Here is a 22,033-nt window from a genome sequence, read left to right as displayed (position 1 = left end):
AAGATGGCAGTATCGGTCAAGCCGGCTGGCAGAGCCTCGTGGGTTACCTCTTTCAGGGTTCTGACCTGGAGAGCCGTGGCGACTACCTGGCGGGTACCTTCGGCCTGGATCCCGGGCACCGCGATAGCCCTGTTCTTTCTTTTCGTGTACAACGGTTCGCTCAGCAAGCTCGTCGACATCCCCGGATTTGGCACCGACAACTACCTGGGGTTCATCCTGCCGGTCGCGATCGTCTCGGCTGCCGTCGGTGGGGCCGGGAGCTCGGGCCAGTCCATCGTGCGCGACCTCGAGAACGGTTACTTCGACAAGCTGCTGCTGACACCGGCGAGCCGGGCGGCCATAGTCCTCGGTCCGATGCTCGCCGGCGCCCTGCAGCTCGCTCTGCAGGTAGTGCTCCTCATCATAGTCGGCAAGCTTTTGGGCCTGCATTCCGCCACGGGCCCGGGTGGCTACGCGGTGGTCCTGATACTCGCGCTCTTCTGGGGTCTGGCTTTCGCCGGCTACTCGGTCGGGGTGGCACTCCGGAGCGGCAACGGTCAGGCCGCGCAGGCGGCGACGTTCGTGTTCTTCCCGCTCATCTTCCTCTCGACCACCTTCGTCCCCAAAGACCTGCTCGGAGCCGGCTGGATCAAGTTCGCCGCCACCATAAACCCGACGACCTACGTCTTCGAGGGGATGCGCTCTGTGCTGCTCGACGGCTGGCAGACGATACCTCTCGTACAGGGATTCGGCGCGGTGGTGATCTTCGCCACGCTGACCTGGGTATTCGCCGCCCGTAGCGCGATCGCCGCTACCCGCCGCGGTTAGCGGGCAGCCTCGATCCTACCAGACATCCTCGAGGTGAACGCGTGGCAGAGGGCTATGGCGAGCCCATCCGCCGCGTCGTCCGGGCGCGGGATCTCGCGCAGGTTCAGCAGGGTCCTGACCATTTCCTGCACCTGCCGCTTGTCCGCCCGGCCGTAGGAGGTGATCGTCTGTTTGACCTGCAGCGGGGTGTATTCGTAGAGCCCTACCCCGGCACGGTGGCACGCCAGCAATACCACGCCCCGTGCCTGACCGACGGTGATGGCGGTCGTCACGTTGGTGTTGAAGAAGAGCTCCTCCACCGCCACCGCATCGGGGCGGTAGCCCTTTATGAGTTCAGATACCCCTTCGAAGAGCCGGTTCAGGCGCCGGGGCATCTCCCATTCGGATGGGGTGGTGATCGCTCCGTGCTGCACGTAGCGGATGCGGTTGCCGTTCTGGCGTATCACCCCCCAGCCCGTCGTCGCGGTGCCGGGGTCCACGCCGAGTATGACTCGCCCCCTTTGGATGTCGTGGCCCAACGGGTGGTCGGGTCTCAGCCCGCCACTTCGGCCATCACCTCGTCGGAGATGTCGAAGTTGGCGTGGACCTCCTGCACGTCGTCGTTCTCCTCGAGTGCGTCGATCAGGCGCAGGGTCTGGCGGGCGGTCGAGGGATCGAGCGGCACCGTGTTCTGCGGCTCCATCGTGAGCTGCGCGTCCTCTATCTCTATCCCGGCCTCGCGCAGACCGTCCCGCACCCGGGCGAAATCTTCCGGGGTGGTGAGTATCCTGTAGTCGTTCTCCTGCACCTCGACGTCCTCGGCCCCAACTTCGAGCGCCGCCTCCATCAGCCGGTCCTCGTCCACAGATTCTCTGGGGACCAGGATCACGCCCTTGCGCTCGAACAGGTACGACACCGACCCGGTGGTCCCGAGCTTCCCGCCGTGCTTGGAGAAGATGTATCGTACGTCCGAGGCCGCCCGGTTGCGGTTGTCGGTGAGCACCTCCACCAGCACCGCCACACCGCCCGGCGCGTAGCCCTCGTAGGTGATCCTCTCGTAGGCTTCCGCCTCGGAGCCGGCGCCCGTCCCCTTGTCTATGGCCCGTTGTATGTTGTCGTTGGGCATGTTGGCGTCCTTCGCCTTCTGCACCGCCAGGGCGAGCGCCGGGTTCGCACCCGGATCCCCTCCTCCCTCCCGGGCCGCCACGGTTATGGCTCGCGAGAGCTTCCCGAAGAGCGCCCCGCGCTTGGCATCCTGGGCACCCTTCTTGCGCTTGATCGTAGACCATTTGGAATGACCGCTCATCTCTTGCAGACCTCCTTCAAGAAGTACTCGTGGAAGCGGGTGTCGTCGGTGAGCTCCGGGTGGAACGCGGTCACCAGCACGTTCTCTGCGCGGGCGGCGACCACCTTGCCATCCACCTCGGAGAGCACCTCCACCCCGGGCCCTACATCTTCGAAGAACGGGGCCCGGATGAAGACCCCCCTGAACGGACGATCGAACCCCTTCACCTCGAGATCCCGCTCGAAAGACCTGACCTGCCGCCCGAAGCCGTTGCGCTCGACCAGCGCGTTCATCAACCCGAGCAGCGGCTGCGAAGGACCGGTGGTGGCCGAAGCCGCGAGGACCATCCCCGCGCAGGTTCCCCAGACGCCGCCGCCGCCGTAGAAGAAGCTCCTTATGGCGTCGAGGAGCCCACCCTCGGCCATCATCTTGCCAATGGTCGTGGACTCCCCACCCGGCACGATCACGCCCGCGAGCCCCCGGAGGTCTTCCGGCTTTCTGACCTCCACGGCCTCGACGCCTATCTCGCGCAGCATCTGGAGGTGCTCACGTACATCCCCCTGCAGCGCGAGCACCCCTATCCGCCTGCCGTCTCTCTCCGCTTCCTTACCAGCCACGCGTCGCCAGACGCTCCCCTTCGAGAAGCTCGCTCATCTCCCTGCCGACCATCGCCTCGCCGAGCCCCCGGCTCACCTCCGCGATGGCCTTCGGATCGTCGTAGTTGGTCGTCGCCTTCACGATCGCCGCCGCCCGTTTCGCGGGGTCGGAGCTCTTGAAGATCCCGCTCCCCACGAAGACGCCATCCGCCCCGAGCTGCATCATCAAGGCGGCATCCGCCGGCGTGGCGATCCCACCGGCGGTGAAGAGCACCACCGGGAGCTTCCCGTTCTGTGCCACCCACTTGACCAGCTCGTACGGCGCCCCGAGAGACTTCGCCTCGGCCATCAGCTCCTCAGGACCGAGCGTGGTGAGCTTCCTTATCCCGCCCACGATCGCCCGCATGTGCCTGACGGCCTCCACGACGTTCCCGGTTCCGGCCTCGCCCTTGGAGCGGATCATCGCCGCCCCCTCCCCGATGCGCCGGAGAGCCTCCCCGAGGTTCGTCGCCCCACACACGAAGGGAACCGTGAAGTCCCACTTGTTTATGTGGTTGGTCTCGTCCGCCGGGGTCAAGACCTCCGACTCGTCGATGTAGTCCACCTCGAGTGCCTCGAGAACCTGCGCCTCGACGAAGTGTCCGATGCGCACCTTCGCCATCACCGGGATGGTGACGGCTTCCTGGATCTCGATTATCTTCTCCGGGTCGCTCATCCTGGCGACCCCGCCCTGCGCCCGGATGTCCGCCGGAACCCTCTCCAGCGCCATGACCGCCACGGCCCCGGCCTCCTCGGCGATCTTGGCCTGCTCGGCGTTCACGACGTCCATGATGACCCCACCTTTGAGCATCTGGGCCATCCCGCTCTTCACCCTGAAGGTGCCGGTGACCTGCTCGTTCTCCGCCATGCTTCTCTCCTGTCTTATACGATCCTCACACGATCGAACTCCGCCAAGATAATCTTACTACCGGGCATACTTTTAGCCAATCACGCCCACAGGGCGCGAACCCAACCGTGCGGGAAAGCCCGCTTACCGTATCTCTATCTTCTGGCCTGAACCGCCCCCAGAGCGGGGTCTCTCCTCCTCGCGAACCTGGGGAACGGCGAGCGCGCGCAGGCCCCTTGCCACCTCGATAGCTGCCCTCTGCATATGATCCGCAGCGCGGCTTCTACGCTCTCCGGGAACCAGAACGTAGGCGATGAGGCCGAGGAAGGGGTAGCGCCCGACCTGCTCCTTCTTACCGGGTCTCGTCATGCAACCTCACTTTTAGCATGCCGTCCTCGAAGCTGGCACCCCCGGCCTCAAACCTACCCATGAAGTCTGGCAGTAGTATGTTCCGCCTGTATCCTCTCACCTTCACCACCAGCTCCGTCCCTCGCTTGGATAGCTCGAGATCCTCCCTCCTGGCCAGCGGCAGCGGTACAGAAACCTCGTATCCCTCCTGTCCCCTGGTTATCCGGTGGACCCTGCCCCTGGAGAAAACTTCGAGGGGGTCACGCTCCCCGAATATCTCGTCCCCGAGCTCCAATAGAGCCTCCACGCCGAACATCTCCCTGCCAAAGAGCTTGGACCTGAATATAGGGAGCGGAGAGAACGACTCCTCTATCGCAGCAAGATGCCTTTTCTGAGCCTCACGCCAGCGGTCGAAGTAAGGATCGGAGACATCCTCGGGCAACACTCTGTTCACCACCACCGCATCCACCCCGTAGTCGTAGAGGTTCAGGTAGGTGTAGGATCGCCTTGCCTCCGCAACGACCATCTTCTCGGGGTTGACCACCAGCCGCACCGAGGCGCTCTCCCTGTCGGCCAGCATGTCCTTAACCTCGGAGAGCATATCGTAGAACCTCTGGGCCGCGGCGAAAAACTCTTCATCGGGCATGGGCGGCAGCGACTTCGCCCGTCGCACGAAAGGCCTCGCCAGCCTCGCCGCTCGACGCTGTATCGGGAAGATCTTTTCCACGTACCAGCTGAGCTGGTCCGGCAGGCTGAGTAGCCTCAACGTCTCCCCGGTCGGCGCGGCGTCCAGGATCAAGGCGTCGTAAATCCCCCCCTTGCAGTGCTCCCTCACCAGCAGGAGCCCAAAGATCTCATCCGCCCCCGGCAACATCGCGAGATCCTCTGCCGTCAGCGAATCGGTCCCCTGCCACTCGAAAAGGGCCTTCAGATAGCCCTGTATCTCACCCCAGTGCCTATCGACCATGGTCGTGTGGTCCATCTCCTGGGCCCACACGCCCCGCACGATCTCTCTCGGCTCCGCGCCAACCTCCTCGTCGAAGGAATCCGAGAGCGAGTGCGCAGGGTCGGTGCTCATGACGAGCACCTTCTTCCCTCCCGAGGCCGCCTTCAGCGCGGTCGCGGCCGCAACGCTCGTCTTCCCGACGCCTCCCTTACCCGTGTACAGTATGATCCGCAAATCCGCCGACCCTCTCTCGGTACACCACCAGCGCTCCTCCCATTAACGTCCGGGGCGCCGCTCGCGCTCGAACCTCTCCTGTGCCTCGACCGTCCGTATGGCCTCCGGCATCGCCTCCAGCCTCCCCCGCGGGATCGGCTGTCCAGTATCGTCACAGATCCCGTAGGTCCCCTCCTCGATCTTCTCCAGCGCCCGTTCGACGTCCTCCAGGCGCCGGGCGGCACGCTCCCCGATCGTGGCGTCCATCTCCCGATCGAACATGTATCGGCTCTGATCCCCAGAGTCCGGCTGGACGTCCTGCTGCTCCTCGCTCCGCTCCCGCTCGTCCTCCTCCATGCCGCGCCGTCTCTGCACGAGCTCTTCCCGCAGCCGCTCGAGCCTCTCTCGCTGACGCGTCACGAACCCCTCGTCGATCTCTTCGTTCTTCACGCAACCCCCTGTCTCACCCGTATCACACCTTCCTTATACTACAAACCGCAGATCGTAGAGACAGGACCCGCCAGAGACCGGCGGGCTCGGAACCAGCACCGAAAAAGCGCATAAAAAATGGGCGACGACCTACTCTCCCACGGGGTCCCCCCCGCAGTACCATCGGCGCTGGCGGGCTTAACTTCTCTGTTCGGAATGGGAAGAGGTGTATCCCCGCCGCTATCGTCACCCTTTCGAAAGCAGCTATTCTGTTTTAAACGCGCCCATACGAGAAACGGGCCCGGTCTCTGAAAACTGCATAGCGCCAAGCCGAAAACCATTAAGCCCTCGGCCTATTAGTACCACTCGGCTGAACGCCTCGCGGCGCTTACACCTGTGGCCTATCAACCTGGTAGTCTACCAGGAGCCTTACCCCCTCGAAGGGGTGGGAGGCCTCATCTTGGGGTGGGCTTCCCGCTTAGATGCCTTCAGCGGTTATCCCTTCCGCACATAGCTACCCGGCGATGCCCTTGGCAGGACAACCGGTACACCAGAGGTGCGTCCACTCCGGTCCTCTCGTACTGGGAGTCGCTCCCCTCAAGCCTCCAACGCCCGCGGAAGATAGGGACCGAACTGTCTCACGACGTTCTGAACCCAGCTCGCGTACCGCTTTAATGGGCGAACAGCCCAACCCTTGGGACCCGCTCCAGCCCCAGGATGCGACGAGCCGACATCGAGGTGCCAAACAGCTGCGTCGATGTGAACTCTTGGCAGCTATAAGCCTGTTATCCCCGGAGTACCTTTTATCCGTTGAGCGACGGCACTTCCACGCGTAACCGCCGGATCACTAAGCCCGACTTTCGTCCCTGCTCGAGGTGTCCCTCTCGCAGTCAAGCTCCCTTATGCCTTTGCACTCTGCGCACGATTTCCGACCGTGCTGAGGGAACCTTTGGGCGCCTCCGTTACCCTTTAGGAGGCGACCGCCCCAGTCAAACTGCCCGCCTGACACTGTTCCCGACCCGGATCACGGCGCCGGGTTAGAACACCAACACGCCCAGGGAGGTATCTCAAGGACGGCTCCACCGAGGCTGGCGCCCCGGCTTCTCAGCCTCCCTCCTATCCTGCACAAGGCGTGCCGATGTCCAATGCCAGGTTACAGTAAAGGTTCACGGGGTCTTTCCGTCTTTCCGCGGGTAATCGGCATCTTCACCGATACTACAATTTCACCGAGCCTCTGGTCGAGACAGCGCCCAGATCGTTACGCCTTTCGTGCAGGTCGGAACTTACCCGACAAGGAATTTCGCTACCTTAGGACGGTTATAGTTACCGCCGCCATTGACCAGCGCTTCGGTCGGGAGCTTCGCCCGAAGGCTAACCCCCTTCCTTAACGTTCTGGCATTGGGCAGGCGTCAGCCCCTATACATCGTCTTGCGACTTAGCAGAGACCTGTGTTTTTGGTAAACAGTCGCCTGGGCCTATTCTCTGCGGCTCCCGCCAGCTCCGGCCGCGAGGGCCTTCACCGGCAGGAGCCCCCCTTCTCCCGAAGTTACGGGGGCAGTTTGCCGAGTTCCTTGACCAGAGTTCGCTCGATCGCCTTAGTGTTCTCCACTCGCCCACCTGTGTCGGTTTGGGGTACGGGCACGCACGTGACTCGCTTAGAAGCTTTTCCAGGAAGCATGGGTTCAGCCACTTGCCCTAAAGCGGGATTCGGCCCAACCCTCAGGCATGTAACGGGGCCCGGATTTTCCTGGTCCCCGCCCTACGGTCAGGCCCACGGTCGACCAGCGCCGTGGATGGCCTACCCTTCTCCGTCCCTCCATCGCTCAAACGCCACGTACGTGGTGCAGGAATATCAACCTGCTGTCCATCGCCTACGGCTTTCGCCCTCGGCTTAGGTCCCGACTGACCCTGGGAAGATTAGCTTTACCCAGGAACCCTTGGGCTTTCGGCGGACGGGTTTCTCGCCCGTCTCTCGTTACTCATGCCAGCATTCTCTCTCCCGATGCGTCCACGGCTGCCTTGCGGCGCCGCTTCACCCGCGACGGGATGCTCCCCTACCACTCCCGCAAAAGCGGAAGTCCGCGGCTTCGGTAGACGGCTTCTCAGGCCCGCTGAATTTTCGGCGCAGCACCACTTGACCAGTGAGCTATTACGCACTCTTTAAAGGATGGCTGCTTCTAAGCCAACCTCCTGGCTGTCTGGGCAGCGCCACATCCTTTTCACCACTTAGCCGTCATTTTGGGACCTTAGCCGGCGGTCTGGGTTGTTCCCCTCTCGGAACCGGAGTTTATCCCCCGGCCCCTGACTCCGGCGCTCTCACGTCAACGGTCTTCGGAGTTTGTCTGAGGTTGGTAACCTTGTAGGGCCCCGCGCCCAAACAGTGCTCTACACCCGCGACGAAACACGCCGGGCTATACCGAAATATATTTCGGGGAGAACCAGATATCGCCGAGCTTGATTAGCCTTTCACTCCTATCCACAGCTCATCCCCCAGGTTTTCAACCCTGGTGGGTTCGGCCCTCCACGAGGTCTTACCCCCGCTTCAGCCTGGCCATGGATAGCTCGCCCGGTTTCGGGTCTGCCGTACCTGACTGAACGCCCTGTTCAGACTCGCTTTCGCTTCGGCTCGCTTACGCTTAACCTCGCCAGGCACGAGCAACTCGCTGGCCCGTTATGCAAAAAGTACGCCGTCACACCCCAAAAGGGGTGCTCCGACCGCTTGTAGGCGCATGGTTTCAGGTACTGTTTCACTCCCCTTGCGGGGTACTTTTCACCTTTCCCTCACGGTACTGGTCCACTATCGGTCACCGTTAGTATTTAGCCTTGCGGGGTGGTCCCCGCGGATTCAGTCCGGGTTTCACGTGTCCGGACCTACTCAGGAGCCGGACAAGGGAGTCGCCAGGGTTTCGCCTACGGGGCTCTAACCCTCTACGGCCGGACGTTCCAGCCCGGTTCGGCTACCCATGCGATTTGTAACTCCCCGGCCGCCCTGCGGAGCGACCAAGTCCGGTCCTACAACCCCGGATACGCAACGGCCGCAGCCTTCCACGTATCCGGTTTGGGCTCTTCCCCTTTCGCTCGCCACTACTCAGGGAATCGAGAGTTTCTTTCTTTTCCTCCGGGTACTAAGATGTATCAGTTCCCCGGGTTACCTCCACACACCCTATGTGTTCAGGTGTGGGTGACGGGGCGTTACCCCCGCCGGGTTCCCCCATTCGGAGATCCACGGATCAAAGCCTGCTTGCGGCTCCCCGTGGCTTATCGCAGCTTGCCACGTCCTTCATCGGCTTCCGGTGCCAAGGCATCCACCATGCGCCCTTACTATCTTAATGGCGTAGTATCGGCTTGACACTATGCAGTTTTCAAAGACCAGGCACCTCCGCTCTCGCGGGCGCAAGGTTCAAGCCCCAGGACCCGAAAGGTCCTGAAAACTGAATAGCAGCTCCCCAAGAGGACGAAACCCGAAAGCCAAGACCGGTCGAAGTATCCTAGGGCGACCACCGGAGCGGCGAGCAAAGCTCCAGCCTGACCTCCAGACGGCCGACCGGTCGGGCATTGCTGCCCTAACCTCTCCCTAGAAAGGAGGTGATCCAGCCGCACCTTCAGGTACGGCTACCTTGTTACGACTTCACCCCAGTCGCCGGCCCTACCTTCGCGAGCCGCCTCCCCAAAAGGGGTTGGCCGCACCCGCTTCGGGTATTGCCGACTCCCGTGGTGTGACGGGCGGTGTGTACAAGGCCCGGGAACGTATTCACCGCGGCATGCTGATCCGCGATTACTAGCAACTCCGCCTTCATGGAGTCGAGTTGCAGACTCCAATCCGAACTTAGACCGGCTTTGATGGGATTCGCTCCGCCTCGCGGCATCGCAGCCCATTGTACCGGCCATTGTAGCACGTTTCTAGCCCTGGGCATAAGGGCCATGATGACTTGACGTCATCCCCACCTTCCTCCGGTTTGTCACCGGCAGTCCCCTGTGAGTCCCCAACTCAATGCTGGCAACACAGGGCGGGGGTTGCGCTCGTTGCGGGACTTAACCCAACATCTCACGACACGAGCTGACGACAGCCATGCAGCACCTGTGCTGGCTCCCCGAAGGGTCGGACACCGTTTCCGGCGCCTACCACCAGCATGTCAAGCCCAGGTAAGGTTCTTCGCGTTGCATCGAATTAAAGAACATGCTCCGCTGCTTGTGCGGGCCCCCGTCAATTCTTTTGAGTTTTAGCCTTGCGGCCGTACTCCCCAGGCGGGGCACTTAACGCGTTAGCTACGGCACGGAGGGATTCGACTCCCCCCACACCCAGTGCCCATCGTTTACGGCTAGGACTACCAGGGTATCTAATCCTGTTCGCTCCCCTAGCTTTCGCGTCTCAGCGTCAGGAACGGCCCAGCGAGCCGCCTTCGCTACTGGTGTTCCTCCCGATATCTGCGCATTTCACCGCTACACCGGGAATTCCACTCGCCTCTGCCGCCCTCTAGCCCGGCAGTTTCCACTGCACGCCCGGGGTTGAGCCCCGGGTTTTCACAGCAGACTTACCGGGCCGCCTACACGCTCTTTACGCCCAATGATTCCGGACAACGCTCGCCCCCTACGTATTACCGCGGCTGCTGGCACGTAGTTAGCCGGGGCTTCCTCGTCGGGTACCGTCAGGCTAGGGGCTATTAACCCTTCGCCCTTCGTCCCCGACAACAGGGCTTTACGACCCGAAGGCCTTCTTCGCCCACGCGGCGTTGCTGCGTCAGGCTTTCGCCCATTGCGCAAGATTCCTGGCTGCTGCCTCCCGTAGGAGTCTGGGCCGTGTCTCAGTCCCAGTGTGGCTGGCCACGCTCTCACGCCAGCTACCCATCGTCGCCTTGGTGAGCCGTTACCTCACCAACTAGCTAATGGGGCGCGGGCCCATCCCTCGCCGGATGGCCGAAGCTACCTTTCCTTGCCGGGGCATGCGCCCCGCCAAGCGTACGGGGTATTAGCCGGGGTTTCCCCCGGTTATCCCCCTGCGAGGGGTAGGTTACCCACGTGTTACTCACCCGTTCGCCACTCTACTCACCCCCGAAGGGGCTTTCGCGTTCGACTTGCATGCCTAAAGCACGCCGCCAGCGTTCGTCCTGAGCCAAGATCAAACTCTCCGAACTAGACCTGCGGGCGCTACCCGCCTTGGCGATCCACATTAGACTCCCGGATCGCAGGGAGTCAGCCTTGGCTCATCTCAGATGACGGGTTCCGTCACTCTGTTTCGCTGCTATTCAGTTTTCAAGACCTCCAGGTCCCTCGCCTCTCGGCGGGACTGGCGGAGGGAAGACCTTCGAGCGACTCAAACGCCCGCCTGTCGGCGGGCTCCGGAGATCCCTCTTCTCGGGGATCCTACCCGGTGAGTCCCTCTTCGGTTGTCAATCTCCCTCTCATGTGCGTGGAGGAGTATAGCAGGCCCCGGCGGGTTGTCAACGACCTGCGGAAAATTTTTCTCCGGCCCCTTCAGAAGGAGCGGCGAGCCGGGCGTAGCGACGCTTGCCGACCTGCAACACGGCCCCCTGTAGCCTGTCAAGAGGAATATTGAGGTCCTCCTTGGTGACCTGCTCCCCATCGAGCCTGACCGCACCTCCCCGGATGAAGCGGCGGGCCTCGCCGTTCGTCCGGGCGAAGCCGGCACGGGTTATGAGGTCTACTATCCAGACCTGCGGCTCGTCGGGGAGGAACACCTCAGGGACGTCCTCCGGAACTCCGCGCCTGACGATGGTGTCGAAGTGGTGTTCGGCGGATCGGGCCTGTTCCTCACCGTGAAACTGCTGGACGATGGAGCGGGCGAGCTCGCGCTTCTGCTCGACGGGTTCCGCCTCGGGCGGCTCGCGATCGAGCAAGAGCCGGTAGTAATCCGCCATGATCTGGTCGGGGATGCTCATCACCTTGCCGAACATCTCTTCCGGTGGATCGGTGACCCCTATGTAGTTGCCGACGGACTTGCTCATCTTGACCTTGCCGTCGGTGCCGACGAGGAGGGGCACGGTGAGGATGCACTGAGGACGCTTGCCGTAGTACTCCATTATCTGGCGTCCCATGAGCAGGTTGTAGAGCTGGTCGGTGCCGCCGAGTTCGACGTCGGCATCGATGGCGACGGAGTCGTAGGCCTGCATGAGCGGGTAGAGCAGCTCGGTCAGCGAGATCGGGCTGCCGGAGGCGTAGCGCCTGGCGAAGTCGTCACGCTCCAGGATGCGGGCCACGGTCACGGCCCGGGTCAGGTGGATGATATCCGCCATGGTGAGCCCGCCCAGCCACTCCGAGTTGCGCCGGACTTCGGTGCGCTCGGGGTCGAGGATCAGGTATGCCTGATCCAGGTAGGTTTCGGTGTTGCGCTCTATCTGCTCGACCGAGAGGACGGGGCGGGTCTTGGAGCGTCCCGAAGGATCGCCCACGCGCGCCGTGTAGTCGCCTATCACCAGGACCGCGGTGTGACCGAGGTCCTGGAACGCGCGTAGCTTACGCAGGACCACGGTGAACCCGAGGTGTATGTCGGGTGCGGTGGGATCTATGCCGAGCTTGACGCGCAACCGCCTTTCGCGCATGCGCTGCTCGAGTTCCTCGCGGCTCACCACGTCCACCGCGTTGCGGAAGATACCCTCAAAATCCGTGTTATCAGCCATAAAGCGAAGACCCCTCAAGCTCTCCGATGGGCAACCAATGCGAAAACAGACTGTTGTAATATACCAGCCCCATGAGCGGGCCCCGTCCAAAAGGTGCGACGAGCGGACACGCCGGGGCTTCGAAGGGACCGATGGACGGAGCAACGGTGAGATCAAGACGCCTCCTGCTCTTTCTTCTTACCCTGCTCGCAGCAGCAGCCGGCTTTTCCGCCGGTGGCTACATCGGCCTGATGCGTGCGGTCGACCGCCTCGGAGATCCATCCGGAGTCTCCACCGGCCCCACCTACATATATTCGGCCTCCCTCGGCAAAGGGGACGACACCCGCCGGGTGATAGGCATCATCTATCCGGCGCGCAACCACCTCAAGACACCCCTCCGGGACATGCCACCGGGCCTGCTAAACGCCGTGGTCGTAAAAGAAGACAGGCGCTTCAGGGAACACGGAGGGGTAGATCTGTGGGGGATAATCCGGGCTCTCTACGCGGATCTGAAGGCCGGGAGAACGGTGCAGGGAGCCTCGACCATCACCCAGCAGTACGTCAAGAACGCCTATCTCAGCCCGGCTCCCACGCTCACCCGCAAGCTGAGGGAGGCTCTGATCTCGATCGAGATAGAGCGCCACTACTCGAAGGACGAGATCCTGGCGAAGTATCTCAACACCGTCTACTTCGGGAACAACGCCTACGGCGTGGGGGCCGCCTCGGAGACCTACTTCGGAAAACCGGTGAAAGACCTCACTACCGCAGAGGCAGCCACGCTGGTGGGGCTCCTGTGGTCACCATCCACGCTCGGGTCCGACAAAGAAGCCGCCCGAAAACAGCGGGATCTCGTCCTGAAGAAGATGCTCGGGGCCGGTTACATCACGGAGCAGGACTACGAAAGAGCGCTCCACGAACCCATGCCGGAGAGATGGCCCTCCAGCCCTCCACACGGGAGCGGACTCGAAGCCCCGATGCTCACCAGAGACTTCGCGGCGATGGTCGAGCAGGAGCTGACGAGGCGGTACGGAACCCGCGCCGTGCTGGAAGGAAACCTGAGCGTTTACACGACGCTGGACCTCGAAGACCAGACGTCGGCCTGGGATGTGCTCTACGGGCCTTCCGGCCACCTCTCCCACCCCGGTTATCCGGACGCAGCACTAGTCTCTCTTGACCCGAGAACCGGCGACATAAAGGCGATGATCGGCGGTCATGGCGGGAAGTCCGACTTCAACCTGGCGACCCAGGGTCGCCGGCAGCCGGGCAGTTCCTTCAAGCCGTTCGCGCTGATAGCGGCGATCGAGCAGGTCATAAGCCCGAAGAGAGAGTACGTTTCGGAGAAGAAAACCTACCACCTCAGAAAGCCCGGAGGCAGGACCGAGGTCTGGAAGGTCGACAACTACGGTGGTATAGAGCGCGGGCCGATCACGCTGGAGAACGCCCTCTGGCAGTCGGACAACACGGTCTTCACCGACCTCGTCACCAACGCGAAAGGCCGGGGCCTGAAAGACGGACCAGAAAAGGTCGTCGAAGTAGCGAGAGAGGCCGGTGTAGAGGCAGACTACGGCAGAAATCCAGGCCCGTCGGTGGTTCTCGGGACGAAGGAGACCTCACCGCTCGAAATGGCACAGGGCTACGCCACGATAGCCAACGAGGGCCGCAGGCTGAAACCCAGGGCGATCGTCCGGGTGATGCGGGAGGAGGGCAAAGGCAGGGAGAAGATCCTCTACGATGCCCCGGCCAGCCCAGGAGGCGAGCGTGTGATCCCGAAGGACGTCGCCCGGAAAACCCTGAGCATCATGATTGGCGACGTGACCCAGGGTATTGCGCGGGAGGCCGCCCTCCCGGGGCGTCAGGTAGCAGGGAAGACCGGAACCTCGGAGAATTTCTTCGATTCGTGGTTCATCGGCTCCACACCGCAGCTCACCACCGCGGTATGGATGGGCTATGCGAAGGGTGGGAAGACTCTCGAAGGAATCATCGGGCCGGAGGCACAGCAGATAGGCGACGCCCCGACACCCACCATCATCTGGCACGACTATATGCAGCGGGCGCTGCAGGGTGAGCCGGTGGAGAGGTTCGACGGCGTGAAGCCCCCCTCTGGGTCGGACGCAACCGATTTCTACGGCAACCCGCTACCGGCGAGGTAGTCTGAGCGTACCAGACCCCGCTCGAAAACCACCTTCGGGTGCACCGAGACGTCCGGGTCCCCGAGCAGGAGATATCGCCAAGGCAGCCCGGTTCCGCGGCTGATGCCAACCCTGGTGGTCGATACGATCTCCCCCTCCGGGGGAGCACCGGGGCGCAGGACAATGGGCCCCCGGGTGAGGTCGCAACCATCGTGGTGGAGCCCTATACCGAGAGCCTGGGCAAGCCGGCCCGGTCCGTCGCACAGATGCGACGAACGCCCCCGGCGGCGGGCCATGAGATCCTTCCCCTCCAGCGGGCGCAGGGCCCTGACGAGCACCGCGCTCCCCACGCCTTCTGGCTCGCAGACCACGTTGAGCATGCTGTGCATCCCGTATGAGAGGTAAACGTAGGCCAGCCCGGGTGGCCCAAAGATCGTCCGGTTGCGCATCGTGGGCCCGCGGTACGCGTGGCAGGCGGGGTCATCCGGGCGGTAAGCCTCGGTTTCAACGATAATCCCAGAGGTGACCCCTTCCGGAGAACGGTGCGCCAGCACGAACCCGATGATGTCCACCGCCACCTCCCGGGGGTCGCGGTCGAAAAAGTCGGCCGGGAGCGGCTCGCCGAGGCTCATCGCTCGCCGGTGAGTTCGGAGATCCGGCGGGAGAGTTCGTCGAGATCCAACCCCGCCTCGGAGCGTATCGAAGCCTTGAGGAGTGGCCGCACCTGTCCTATCTGAGCCTGCAGCTCGCGCAGGAGCTCCGCGTATCCGCTCTCCTCACCAACCATATCCCGCAGGATGGTCGACTCGGTGCGCCCGGCCACGATCGGCTCGTCCACCCCCTCGACGTACACCAGCGTCCGACGACCGCTCCCACGATCCTCCTCGATGGGCACGAGCGCCACGATCCTGTCCGAGCGAACGTATTTGCCAAATCCCAGGGGCACGATACGATCCCGCATGACCTTCATGTTGAACGAATCTTAACATAGCGGGGAGATTCCGAAACGGATATATTTCTTGCATGAGGCTCATACGAAGGCCGCGGAAGCTGACCGGGGAAAGGGTGGAGCTCAGGCACCACTCGCGCAGACACTACCCTCTCTACGGTGAGTGGTACGCAGACGAAGAGATATGGAACCTCACCAGCTGGGCCCCGGCCCCGCTGACCCGGCGCGAGTCGGAGAGACTCTTCCGGGACCGGGAGGCATCCCCCACCGAGGAATCCTTCGCTATCCACGTGAGAGGAGAGGACGAACCGATCGGGATAATAAGCCTGGTGAACATCAACCGGACGAAGGGTTCGGCGGATCTTTCGGTCATGCTCGGACCGCCGGAGAGCAGGGGGAAGGGCTACGGACCGGAGGCGATCGGCCTGCTCCTGGATCACGCCTTCGGCACGCTGCGGCTGGAGCGGGTCGGCCTCTCGGTCTTTGAGTTCAACGAGCGGGCCATCTCGGCCTATCGGAAGCTGGGATTCCACGAGGACGGGCGGATGAACCGGGCGGTAAGGCGCGGCGAAAGACTCCATGACGCCATCCTGATGTCCCTCTCGAAGGTGGAGTGGGAGCAGAGGAAGGAGAGAGGGAATCCAGAAGAGGAGCGGGGCAGGGAGACCCCCTAGCCCAGAGGGGCGCGAACGGACTCTACCGTCCCCTTACCTCTGCGCCGAAGCGCTCGTGCAGCCGGGAGGCGATGCGATCGAGCTCCGCATCGACCTCCTCGTCCGTGAGGGTCCTGTCTCCCTGGAAGCTGAAACCGAAGGCGACGCTCTTCTTTCCTTCAGGCACCTGCTCACCCTCGTAGACGTCGAAGAGCCAGAACCCGGCCAGGATCGGAACCTCGAGGCTCCTTATCTCACGCATCATATCACCGACTCTCACCCCACGGTCAACCACCACCGCGAGGTCGCGCCCCACCGCGGGCACGTTCACGAAAGGCTCGAAGCGCGGCTCGGGGTCTGGATCGCAGGACGAGAGCTCCACCTCGAAGAACGCGACCGGCATCCCCTGCAGGTCGAAATTCTCGGCGGTTTCCGGGTGAAGCTCCCCGATCCAACCGACCCGGCTCCCATTACTCGATATCCACGCCGACCGTCCCGGATGCAAAAACGCCGGGAGCGCATCACCCTCCGGGGGTTCGAAGAGAGCACCGGGCACCACCCTCTCGGCGATACCCCGAACCTCGAAGTACCCTGCCCGGCGCTCGGGAGCGTTCCAGCCCTGAGGCTGGAAAGAGCCGAACATCAGTACCCCCAGCCGGGAACGCTCCCCGACCCCAACGAGGGAGACCTCCTCCAGCCCCCCTGACGACTCCCCGGAGAACCGGAAGCGGAGCGCGGCCTCGCGCTCTCCGACCTCCAGCAGCTCGAAGGTCTTCCCTATCTCGAAGAGAGCCCCGCCACGTTCCCCGAAAGCACGGTTGCGGGCAGCCGCCCCCAAGAGCCCCGGCAACAGGGAGCGCCGCAGGTTGTTCTCCTCGGAGCTAAGGGGGTTTTGGATGCGCACGGGATCACCAGGCAGCCCCAGCACCTCCTCCCATAGATCCGGCCCAAACGGATAGGTTATCGTCTCGGCGAGACCGAGGTCCGCGAGCAGACGCCGGAGTGTACGGAGCCTGCGCTGTGGTACGCTCAGACCTCCGGGGAGGTTCGTGGAGGGCACCTCCTCTGGAACCCTCTCCAGCCCGACGATCCTGCCGATCTCCTCGATGAGATCGACCTCGCGCCTGAGATCGCGCCGGAACGTGGGGACCATGACCGAGAAAGCTCTCTCCTGCTCTCTCGAGACCTCGCATCCGAGCCCTTCCAGAACCTCGCCAGCCTCCCTGTCATCCACCTCCACACCGAGCAGGAGTGCGGACCTCTCGAGTCGGAGCGGAACCCGCCACGGTTCGACCGGCTCGGGATAGTGCCTCAGCACATCCGGGGCCACCTGTCCGCCGTAAAGACCCGAAAGCAGCTGGCACACCCGACCCATCGCGTAGTCGACCATGTTCGGGTCGAGCCCGCGCTCGAATCGCCCGGAGGCGTCGGTGCGCAACCCCAGCCTGGAGGAGGTCTCGAGGATGCTGCGTCCGTCGAAGGTCGCGACCTCCACGAGCACATCCGAGGTCTCCTCTCCGACCTCGGCGTCCTCCGCGCCCATCACCCCCGCGACGACCAGCGGACGCTCCTCGTCGGCGATGACGAGCGTGTCAGCGTCCAGAGTGCGGGTCGAGCCGTCGAGCAGGGTGAGCCTCTCCCCGGCGCCGGCGCGGCGCACCACGATCCCGCGTCGCACCTTGGACGAGTCGAAGGCGTGGATAGGCTGCCCGGTCTCGAGCATCACGTAGTTGGTCACGTCGACGATGCCGTTGATCGGGCGCATGCCGGCAGCATGTATCCTGCGGCGCATCCAGACCGGCGCCCGTCCCTGCGTGAGCGAGCTCACACGCCTCAGGTCGTAGCGGGGACAGAGATCCGGCTCTTCCACCCGCAGGGTGAATTCGGCGGTCTTGTCCCCGCGCGTATCAAAGTCCACCTCCGACACCCGGAAACCCGTGCGGAGGATCGCGGAGAGCTCCCTGGCCACCCCGATCATGCCCCACAGATCCGGTCGGTTCGGCATCACGTCTATATCGAGCACGGTCTCCCCGACCGGGAAGTAATCCGAGAGCGGGCGTCCGACCTCGAAGTCACCGTCGAGGAGCAGTATCCCCTCGTGGTCGCCAGAGACGCCGAGCTCGCGCTCGCTCATCATCATCCCGTAGGACTCCAGCCCGCGCAACCTGGCCTTCCTTATCTTCCCGACGCCGGCGAGGGTGCTGCCCGGCAGAACCACCGGCACCCGAGCTCCGGGATAGGGATTGGAGGCGCCGGCCACTATCTGCACCTCCTCGCCCCCCAGGTCTACCTTCGCCACGAAGAGCCGATCGGCGTTGGGATGGGGGCCGAACTCCACCACCTCGCCCACCACCACCTCGCCGTCGAGGACGCCCAGATGGTCTATACCCTCGACCTCCTGACTGTGCAGGGAGAAGAGCTCGGCGAGCTCCTCCGCGGAGAGCTCGAAGTCTACGTATTCTCGCAGCCAGCCAAGCGGAACGCGCAAATCGGGACTCCTTCAGAATTGACGTAGGAAGCGCAGATCACCCTCGAAGAAAAGCCTCAGGTCCGGGATGCCGTACTTGACCATCGCCATCCGATCCGGCCCCATCCCGAAGGCGAACCCGGTATACTCCTCGGAGTCGTAGCCGACCTCCTCCAGGACCGCCGGGTCCACCATCCCGGCCCCGAGCATCTCCAGCCAGCCGGCCCCCTTACACACCCGACAATCCGGATCGGCCCCGCCGCAGACGAAGCAGCTCACGTCCAGCTCGACGCTCGGCTCGGTGAACTGAAAGTAGCTGGGCCTGAGGCGTATACCGACGCCCTCACCGAAGACGTGCCGGGCCATCGCCGCGAGCGTGCCTTTGAGATGGGCGAGCGAGAGACCCCGGTCGACGGCGAGCCCCTCTATCTGGTGGAACATCGGGGTGTGGGTGGGGTCGGAATCGCGCCGGTAGACCCTGCCGGGAACGACCACGTAGACCGGCGGCTCCTGCGAGAGCATCGTCCGGACCTGCACCGGCGAGGTGTGGGTCCGGAGGACCAGCCCTTCGTCGAGGAAGAAGGTATCCTGCATGCTGCGAGCCGGGTGGCCGGGTGGGATGTTGAGCGCGGTAAAGTTGTAGTAGTCGGTCTCGACCTCCGGCCCTTCCGCGACCCGGTAGCCCAGCCCCACGAAGAAATCAACGACCTCGTCTATGATCCTTTGCGTGGGGTGAAGGTGTCCTTTGGGATAGGGAACGCCGGGGAGGGTTACGTCCACGGCCTCCTCACGCAGCCTCTCTTCCAGCTCAGCCCCGGCGAGCTCCGCCAACCGTTCTCTGAGCGCGCTCTCGACCTCCCGCACCGCGAGGTTGACCTCCCGACCAATCTCGCGGCGCTCGTCCGGGGGCAGCGTCCCGATGGACCTGCGCATCCCCGCGAGTCCGGAGCTCCTGCCCAGATGCCTGATGCGCGCTTCCTCAGCCTCGGCCGTGGAGCGAGCGCGTGCGACATCTTCCAGCGCCTGAGATTTCAGCTTTCTTATGCGCTCTAAGGCCTCCATGCAGGGCGCTATGGTAGCACACGCGCCGCAGCCTCGTAGAGCAGGATCGAAGCGGCCACCGCCGCGTTGAGCGAGGGTGCCCGGGACGGTATGGTCAACCGCAGCTCGCAGGCCCGCACCACTTCTACAGGGAGCCCGGCCCCCTCGTTTCCCACCACCAGCAGCACCTTCCCACCGGGCATCCGGCGCGGCGGGACGCCACCCTCCACCACCGCGGCGGCGCTCCGGTAACCGCACTCCGAGGCGAGACGCAGGAACTCCACCGGATCGACGTCTCGCGCCACCGGCACGTGGAACAAGGAGCCCATCGTGGCCCGGACCGTCTTGGGATTATAAAGGTCCGCACACCCCCTGGAGAGCGCCACGGATCCGCCGAAGGCCTGCGCCGAGCGCACCACGGTGCCGACGTTCCCAGGATCCTGCACGCCGCAGAGCACGACGATGGGACCGCCAACTTCCAATAGCTCGCCAGCGTCGACATCCAGGAAGGGGAAGACGGCAGCGGGGCCCGCGGGGGTAGAGAGCGTGGAGATGGCGCGCAGTTCCTCTGGCCTCTCGAAGAAGGCCACGTAGGGCACCGTCGCCTCGCGCAACAGGGTCTCTCCCTCCGCGAGGAACAGCCTCTCCCTCTCGCGGTACTTCTTGAGTCGCAGCCTCGCGTAGCGCCTGAGCGAACCCTTCGAGCTCAACCTTCTCGCGAAGCCGGGATCTCGAGGCGGTCGAGCTCGCGTCTTGGACCACCCAGCATCAAGGTATCCGAGGATCGCAACTTCTCCCCGGGATCAGGCAGTCTCCAGCTCCCGTCGGGCTGCTGGATGGCGAGTACGAGCAATCCTCTCCTGCCCGGCAGCCCGAGCTCGGAGAGGCTGTGTCCAACCCACTCCCCGGGGACGGCCACCCGGGCTACCGCCTGCCCTCCGCCTATCTCCAGATATTCCTGTATCGCTGGCGAAGACATCCTGTGCGCCAGGAGCTCCCCGAACTCTCGCTCCGGTTCTACCACGTGGTCCGCGCCGACCTTCTCCAGAACCCGGGCGTGTAGCGGGCTCCCCGCACGCGCAAGCACCAGAGGGACACCGAGCTCCTTCAGGATCAGGGTTATGAGCACGCTCGCCTGTATATCCTCCCCTATGACCACCGCCGCTCCATCGAAGTCCTCCAGGCCAAACCCGGCGAGTATCCCGCTCTCTGAAGCATCCGCGCTAACCAGCTCCACGCCGGGCATCTCGGCCGAGAGCTCCTGCACGAGATCCTCGTTGCGGTCCATGGCGAGAACCTCGTGCCCCATCTCGCGCAGGGTCCTGGCCAGGGAGGCCCCCACCCTCCCGAGCCCGATGACAGCGAATTGCTTGCTCATCCTATGGCTATTTCCTCCTCCGGGTAGGCGTACCGGCGCGGCCTGTAGCGGGCCGAGAGCGCGACCACGAAGGTCACGGGACCGACCCTTCCGAGGAACATCACCACCGCTATGAGAAGTTTACCGAAGAAGCTCAGGTGGGGTGTGACGCCCAGTGTCAGCCCCACGGTCCCGAACGCCGAGACCACCTCGAAAAGCGCCCGGATAAGGGGGAGTCCATCCGAGAGCATCAGGGCGAAGGTGGCCGAGAGCACGAGCAGGGCCGAGAGGGAAACCAGAGCCAGCGCCCGGGCCATCAGCTGGCGTGGCAGACGACGCCCGAAGACCGAGACGTGTTCCTCTCCCCGGATCACCGCGGCCACCGAGAGCACCATCAGCGCCGCCGTCGTCACCTTTATCCCCCCCGCCGTCGAGATCGGCCCTCCCCCGATGAACATCAGCACGATCTGTACCAGGACCGTCGGCTGATGCAGCCCCTGGTAGTCGACCGTATTAAACCCGGCCGTGCGCGGCGTGATCCCCTGGAAGAGCGCCGCGAGGATCTTTGTTGCCGGCCCCAGGCCCCCGAGGGTCGCCGGGTTGTCCCATTCCAGGATGGCGACGCTCAGGGCCCCGATCATGATGAGGAGCCCGGTGGCGACGAGCGTCAGCCTGGAGTGCAGGCTGAGATGGCGGACCTTCGGGTAGCGGTAGAGGTCCGCGAGCACGGGGAAACCAAGCCCGCCGAGCACTATCAGAAAGGAGAGTGGCAGGATCACCAGGGGATCACCCGCGTAAGGGAGAAGGTCCCCGTGCGGAAGAGCGGCAAAACCCGAGTTGCAGTACGCCATGATCGCATGAAAGACACCCTGGAAGGCGCCCTCTCCTGGTCCCATGCCGTGCAGGACGAAACCCGCGGCCAGAAGCAAACTTCCCACGAGCTCTACGAGTAGCGTCATCCCCGCTATCTGCCGCACCAGCCGCAGGGTGTTGCGCGGCGAGTCGAAGGTCCCGAGCTCTTCGCGCACCGCCAGTATCTCCCGAAATCCGACCCTTCCCCCCGACAGAAGGACACCCAGCGTCGCGAACGTCATGATCCCTATACCACCGAGCTGCATGAGCACCATGACCACCACCTCACCGAAGGCGGTGAAGGTCTTCGGGAAGCTCACCGTCGTGAGCCCTGTCACGCTGGAAGCGCTGACGGAGACGAAAAAGGCGTCCACCCAGGAGATACCTCCCTCCCGGGTAGACGCCGGAAATTTCAGCGCCAGGGTACCGGCGAGCATGAGCGTGGCGAACCCGGCCGCTATCAGCCTGGGGGCCGAGAACCT

The 22,033-nt window shown here is 63.8% G+C and carries 17 protein-coding genes and 3 rRNA genes; 3 read left to right on the top strand and 17 right to left on the bottom strand.

Annotated elements, in window-relative coordinates; genetic code table 11:
• Positions 1–3 precede the first annotated feature (3 nt).
• Positions 4–807 carry an ABC transporter permease gene (locus PJB24_RS09645; RefSeq protein WP_273845230.1) on the top strand — a complete coding sequence of 268 codons (804 nt, stop codon included), beginning with the start codon at positions 4–6 and terminating at the stop codon, positions 805–807.
• On the opposite strand, the gene ruvC is transcribed toward PJB24_RS09645, so the two are convergent.
• The 10 genes from ruvC to tyrS form a co-directional block, all read right to left on the bottom strand.
• Positions 804–1,325 carry a crossover junction endodeoxyribonuclease RuvC gene (gene ruvC, locus PJB24_RS09640; protein WP_273845228.1) on the bottom strand — a complete coding sequence of 174 codons (522 nt, stop codon included), beginning with the start codon at positions 1,323–1,325 and terminating at the stop codon, positions 804–806. The genes PJB24_RS09645 and ruvC overlap by 4 nt on opposite strands.
• Positions 1,326–1,339: 14 nt before the next feature.
• Positions 1,340–2,092: a YebC/PmpR family DNA-binding transcriptional regulator gene (locus PJB24_RS09635; protein ID WP_273845225.1), complete on the bottom strand. Its 753-nt coding sequence runs from the start codon at positions 2,090–2,092 to the stop codon at positions 1,340–1,342.
• The gene (pdxT, locus tag PJB24_RS09630; protein WP_273845223.1) at positions 2,089–2,688 is read right to left on the bottom strand and encodes a pyridoxal 5'-phosphate synthase glutaminase subunit PdxT; all 600 of its coding nucleotides are present in this window, start codon (positions 2,686–2,688) and stop codon (positions 2,089–2,091) included. The genes PJB24_RS09635 and pdxT overlap by 4 nt, the downstream gene beginning before the upstream one ends.
• On the bottom strand, positions 2,678–3,574 hold the full coding sequence (gene pdxS, locus PJB24_RS09625) for a pyridoxal 5'-phosphate synthase lyase subunit PdxS (protein WP_273845220.1): 897 nt from the start codon (positions 3,572–3,574) through the stop codon (positions 2,678–2,680). Before pdxS ends, pdxT begins: the two co-directional genes overlap by 11 nt.
• 331 nt (positions 3,575–3,905) lie before the next feature.
• Entirely contained in the window at positions 3,906–5,081 is a 1,176-nt protein-coding gene (locus tag PJB24_RS09620) for an ArsA family ATPase (protein ID WP_273845218.1), read from the bottom strand.
• A 42-nt stretch (positions 5,082–5,123) separates the two neighbouring features.
• Entirely contained in the window at positions 5,124–5,510 is a 387-nt protein-coding gene (locus PJB24_RS09615; RefSeq protein ID WP_273845215.1) for a TraR/DksA family transcriptional regulator, read from the bottom strand.
• Positions 5,511–5,626: 116 nt separating this feature from the next.
• Positions 5,627–5,743, bottom strand: a 5S ribosomal RNA gene (rrf, locus tag PJB24_RS09610).
• A gap of 82 nt (positions 5,744–5,825) precedes the next feature.
• Positions 5,826–8,821, bottom strand: a 23S ribosomal RNA gene (locus PJB24_RS09605).
• Positions 8,822–9,067: 246 nt separating this feature from the next.
• A 16S ribosomal RNA gene (locus PJB24_RS09600) occupies positions 9,068–10,621 on the bottom strand.
• The 16S, 23S and 5S rRNA genes sit together here, the layout of an rRNA operon.
• A gap of 306 nt (positions 10,622–10,927) precedes the next feature.
• Positions 10,928–12,124 (bottom strand): tyrosine--tRNA ligase, encoded by a 1,197-nt coding sequence (gene tyrS, locus PJB24_RS09595; protein ID WP_273845213.1) that lies wholly within the window; start codon positions 12,122–12,124, stop codon positions 10,928–10,930.
• Positions 12,125–12,255: 131 nt separating this feature from the next.
• On the opposite strand from tyrS, the gene PJB24_RS09590 reads away from it, so the two are divergent.
• Positions 12,256–14,253 (top strand): transglycosylase domain-containing protein, encoded by a 1,998-nt coding sequence (locus tag PJB24_RS09590; protein ID WP_273845212.1) that lies wholly within the window; start codon positions 12,256–12,258, stop codon positions 14,251–14,253.
• Here the strand turns inward: PJB24_RS09590 and PJB24_RS09585 are convergent.
• Together PJB24_RS09585 and PJB24_RS09580 are read right to left on the bottom strand one after the other, a co-directional pair.
• The gene (locus PJB24_RS09585) at positions 14,226–14,864 is read right to left on the bottom strand and encodes a DNA-3-methyladenine glycosylase (RefSeq protein WP_273845210.1); all 639 of its coding nucleotides are present in this window, start codon (positions 14,862–14,864) and stop codon (positions 14,226–14,228) included. The genes PJB24_RS09590 and PJB24_RS09585 overlap by 28 nt on opposite strands.
• Positions 14,861–15,202: a hypothetical protein gene (locus tag PJB24_RS09580; protein WP_273845209.1), complete on the bottom strand. Its 342-nt coding sequence runs from the start codon at positions 15,200–15,202 to the stop codon at positions 14,861–14,863. The genes PJB24_RS09585 and PJB24_RS09580 overlap by 4 nt, the downstream gene beginning before the upstream one ends.
• Positions 15,203–15,255: 53 nt before the next feature.
• Here PJB24_RS09580 and PJB24_RS09575 point away from each other — a divergent pair, with 53 nt between their 5' ends.
• Positions 15,256–15,855: a GNAT family N-acetyltransferase gene (locus PJB24_RS09575; protein WP_273845206.1), complete on the top strand. Its 600-nt coding sequence runs from the start codon at positions 15,256–15,258 to the stop codon at positions 15,853–15,855.
• Between the two features lie 22 nt (positions 15,856–15,877).
• Here the strand turns inward: PJB24_RS09575 and pheT are convergent, their stop codons facing one another.
• From pheT to PJB24_RS09550, 5 genes are read right to left on the bottom strand one after another with little or no spacing between them, the layout of a single operon-like run.
• Positions 15,878–18,322, bottom strand: coding sequence for a phenylalanine--tRNA ligase subunit beta (pheT, locus tag PJB24_RS09570; protein ID WP_273845205.1), 2,445 nt, complete (start codon positions 18,320–18,322; stop codon positions 15,878–15,880).
• A gap of 12 nt (positions 18,323–18,334) precedes the next feature.
• The gene (gene pheS, locus PJB24_RS09565; RefSeq protein ID WP_273845204.1) at positions 18,335–19,363 is read right to left on the bottom strand and encodes a phenylalanine--tRNA ligase subunit alpha; all 1,029 of its coding nucleotides are present in this window, start codon (positions 19,361–19,363) and stop codon (positions 18,335–18,337) included.
• A gap of 8 nt (positions 19,364–19,371) precedes the next feature.
• Positions 19,372–20,052, bottom strand: coding sequence for a TrmH family RNA methyltransferase (locus PJB24_RS09560; RefSeq protein ID WP_273845203.1), 681 nt, complete (start codon positions 20,050–20,052; stop codon positions 19,372–19,374).
• The gene (locus PJB24_RS09555) at positions 20,049–20,720 is read right to left on the bottom strand and encodes a potassium channel family protein (RefSeq protein ID WP_273845201.1); all 672 of its coding nucleotides are present in this window, start codon (positions 20,718–20,720) and stop codon (positions 20,049–20,051) included. Before PJB24_RS09555 ends, PJB24_RS09560 begins: the two co-directional genes overlap by 4 nt.
• Complete coding sequence (locus PJB24_RS09550; RefSeq protein ID WP_273845199.1) at positions 20,717–21,988, bottom strand: TrkH family potassium uptake protein; 1,272 nt, start codon at positions 21,986–21,988, stop codon at positions 20,717–20,719. Before PJB24_RS09550 ends, PJB24_RS09555 begins: the two co-directional genes overlap by 4 nt.
• Positions 21,989–22,033 lie beyond the last annotated feature (45 nt).

Source organism: Rubrobacter calidifluminis (genome assembly GCF_028617075.1).
Classification (GTDB): domain Bacteria; phylum Actinomycetota; class Rubrobacteria; order Rubrobacterales; family Rubrobacteraceae; genus Rubrobacter_E; species Rubrobacter_E calidifluminis.
Note: the sequence above shows the minus strand (reverse complement) of the source record. Positions and strands in the feature narration are given on the sequence as shown.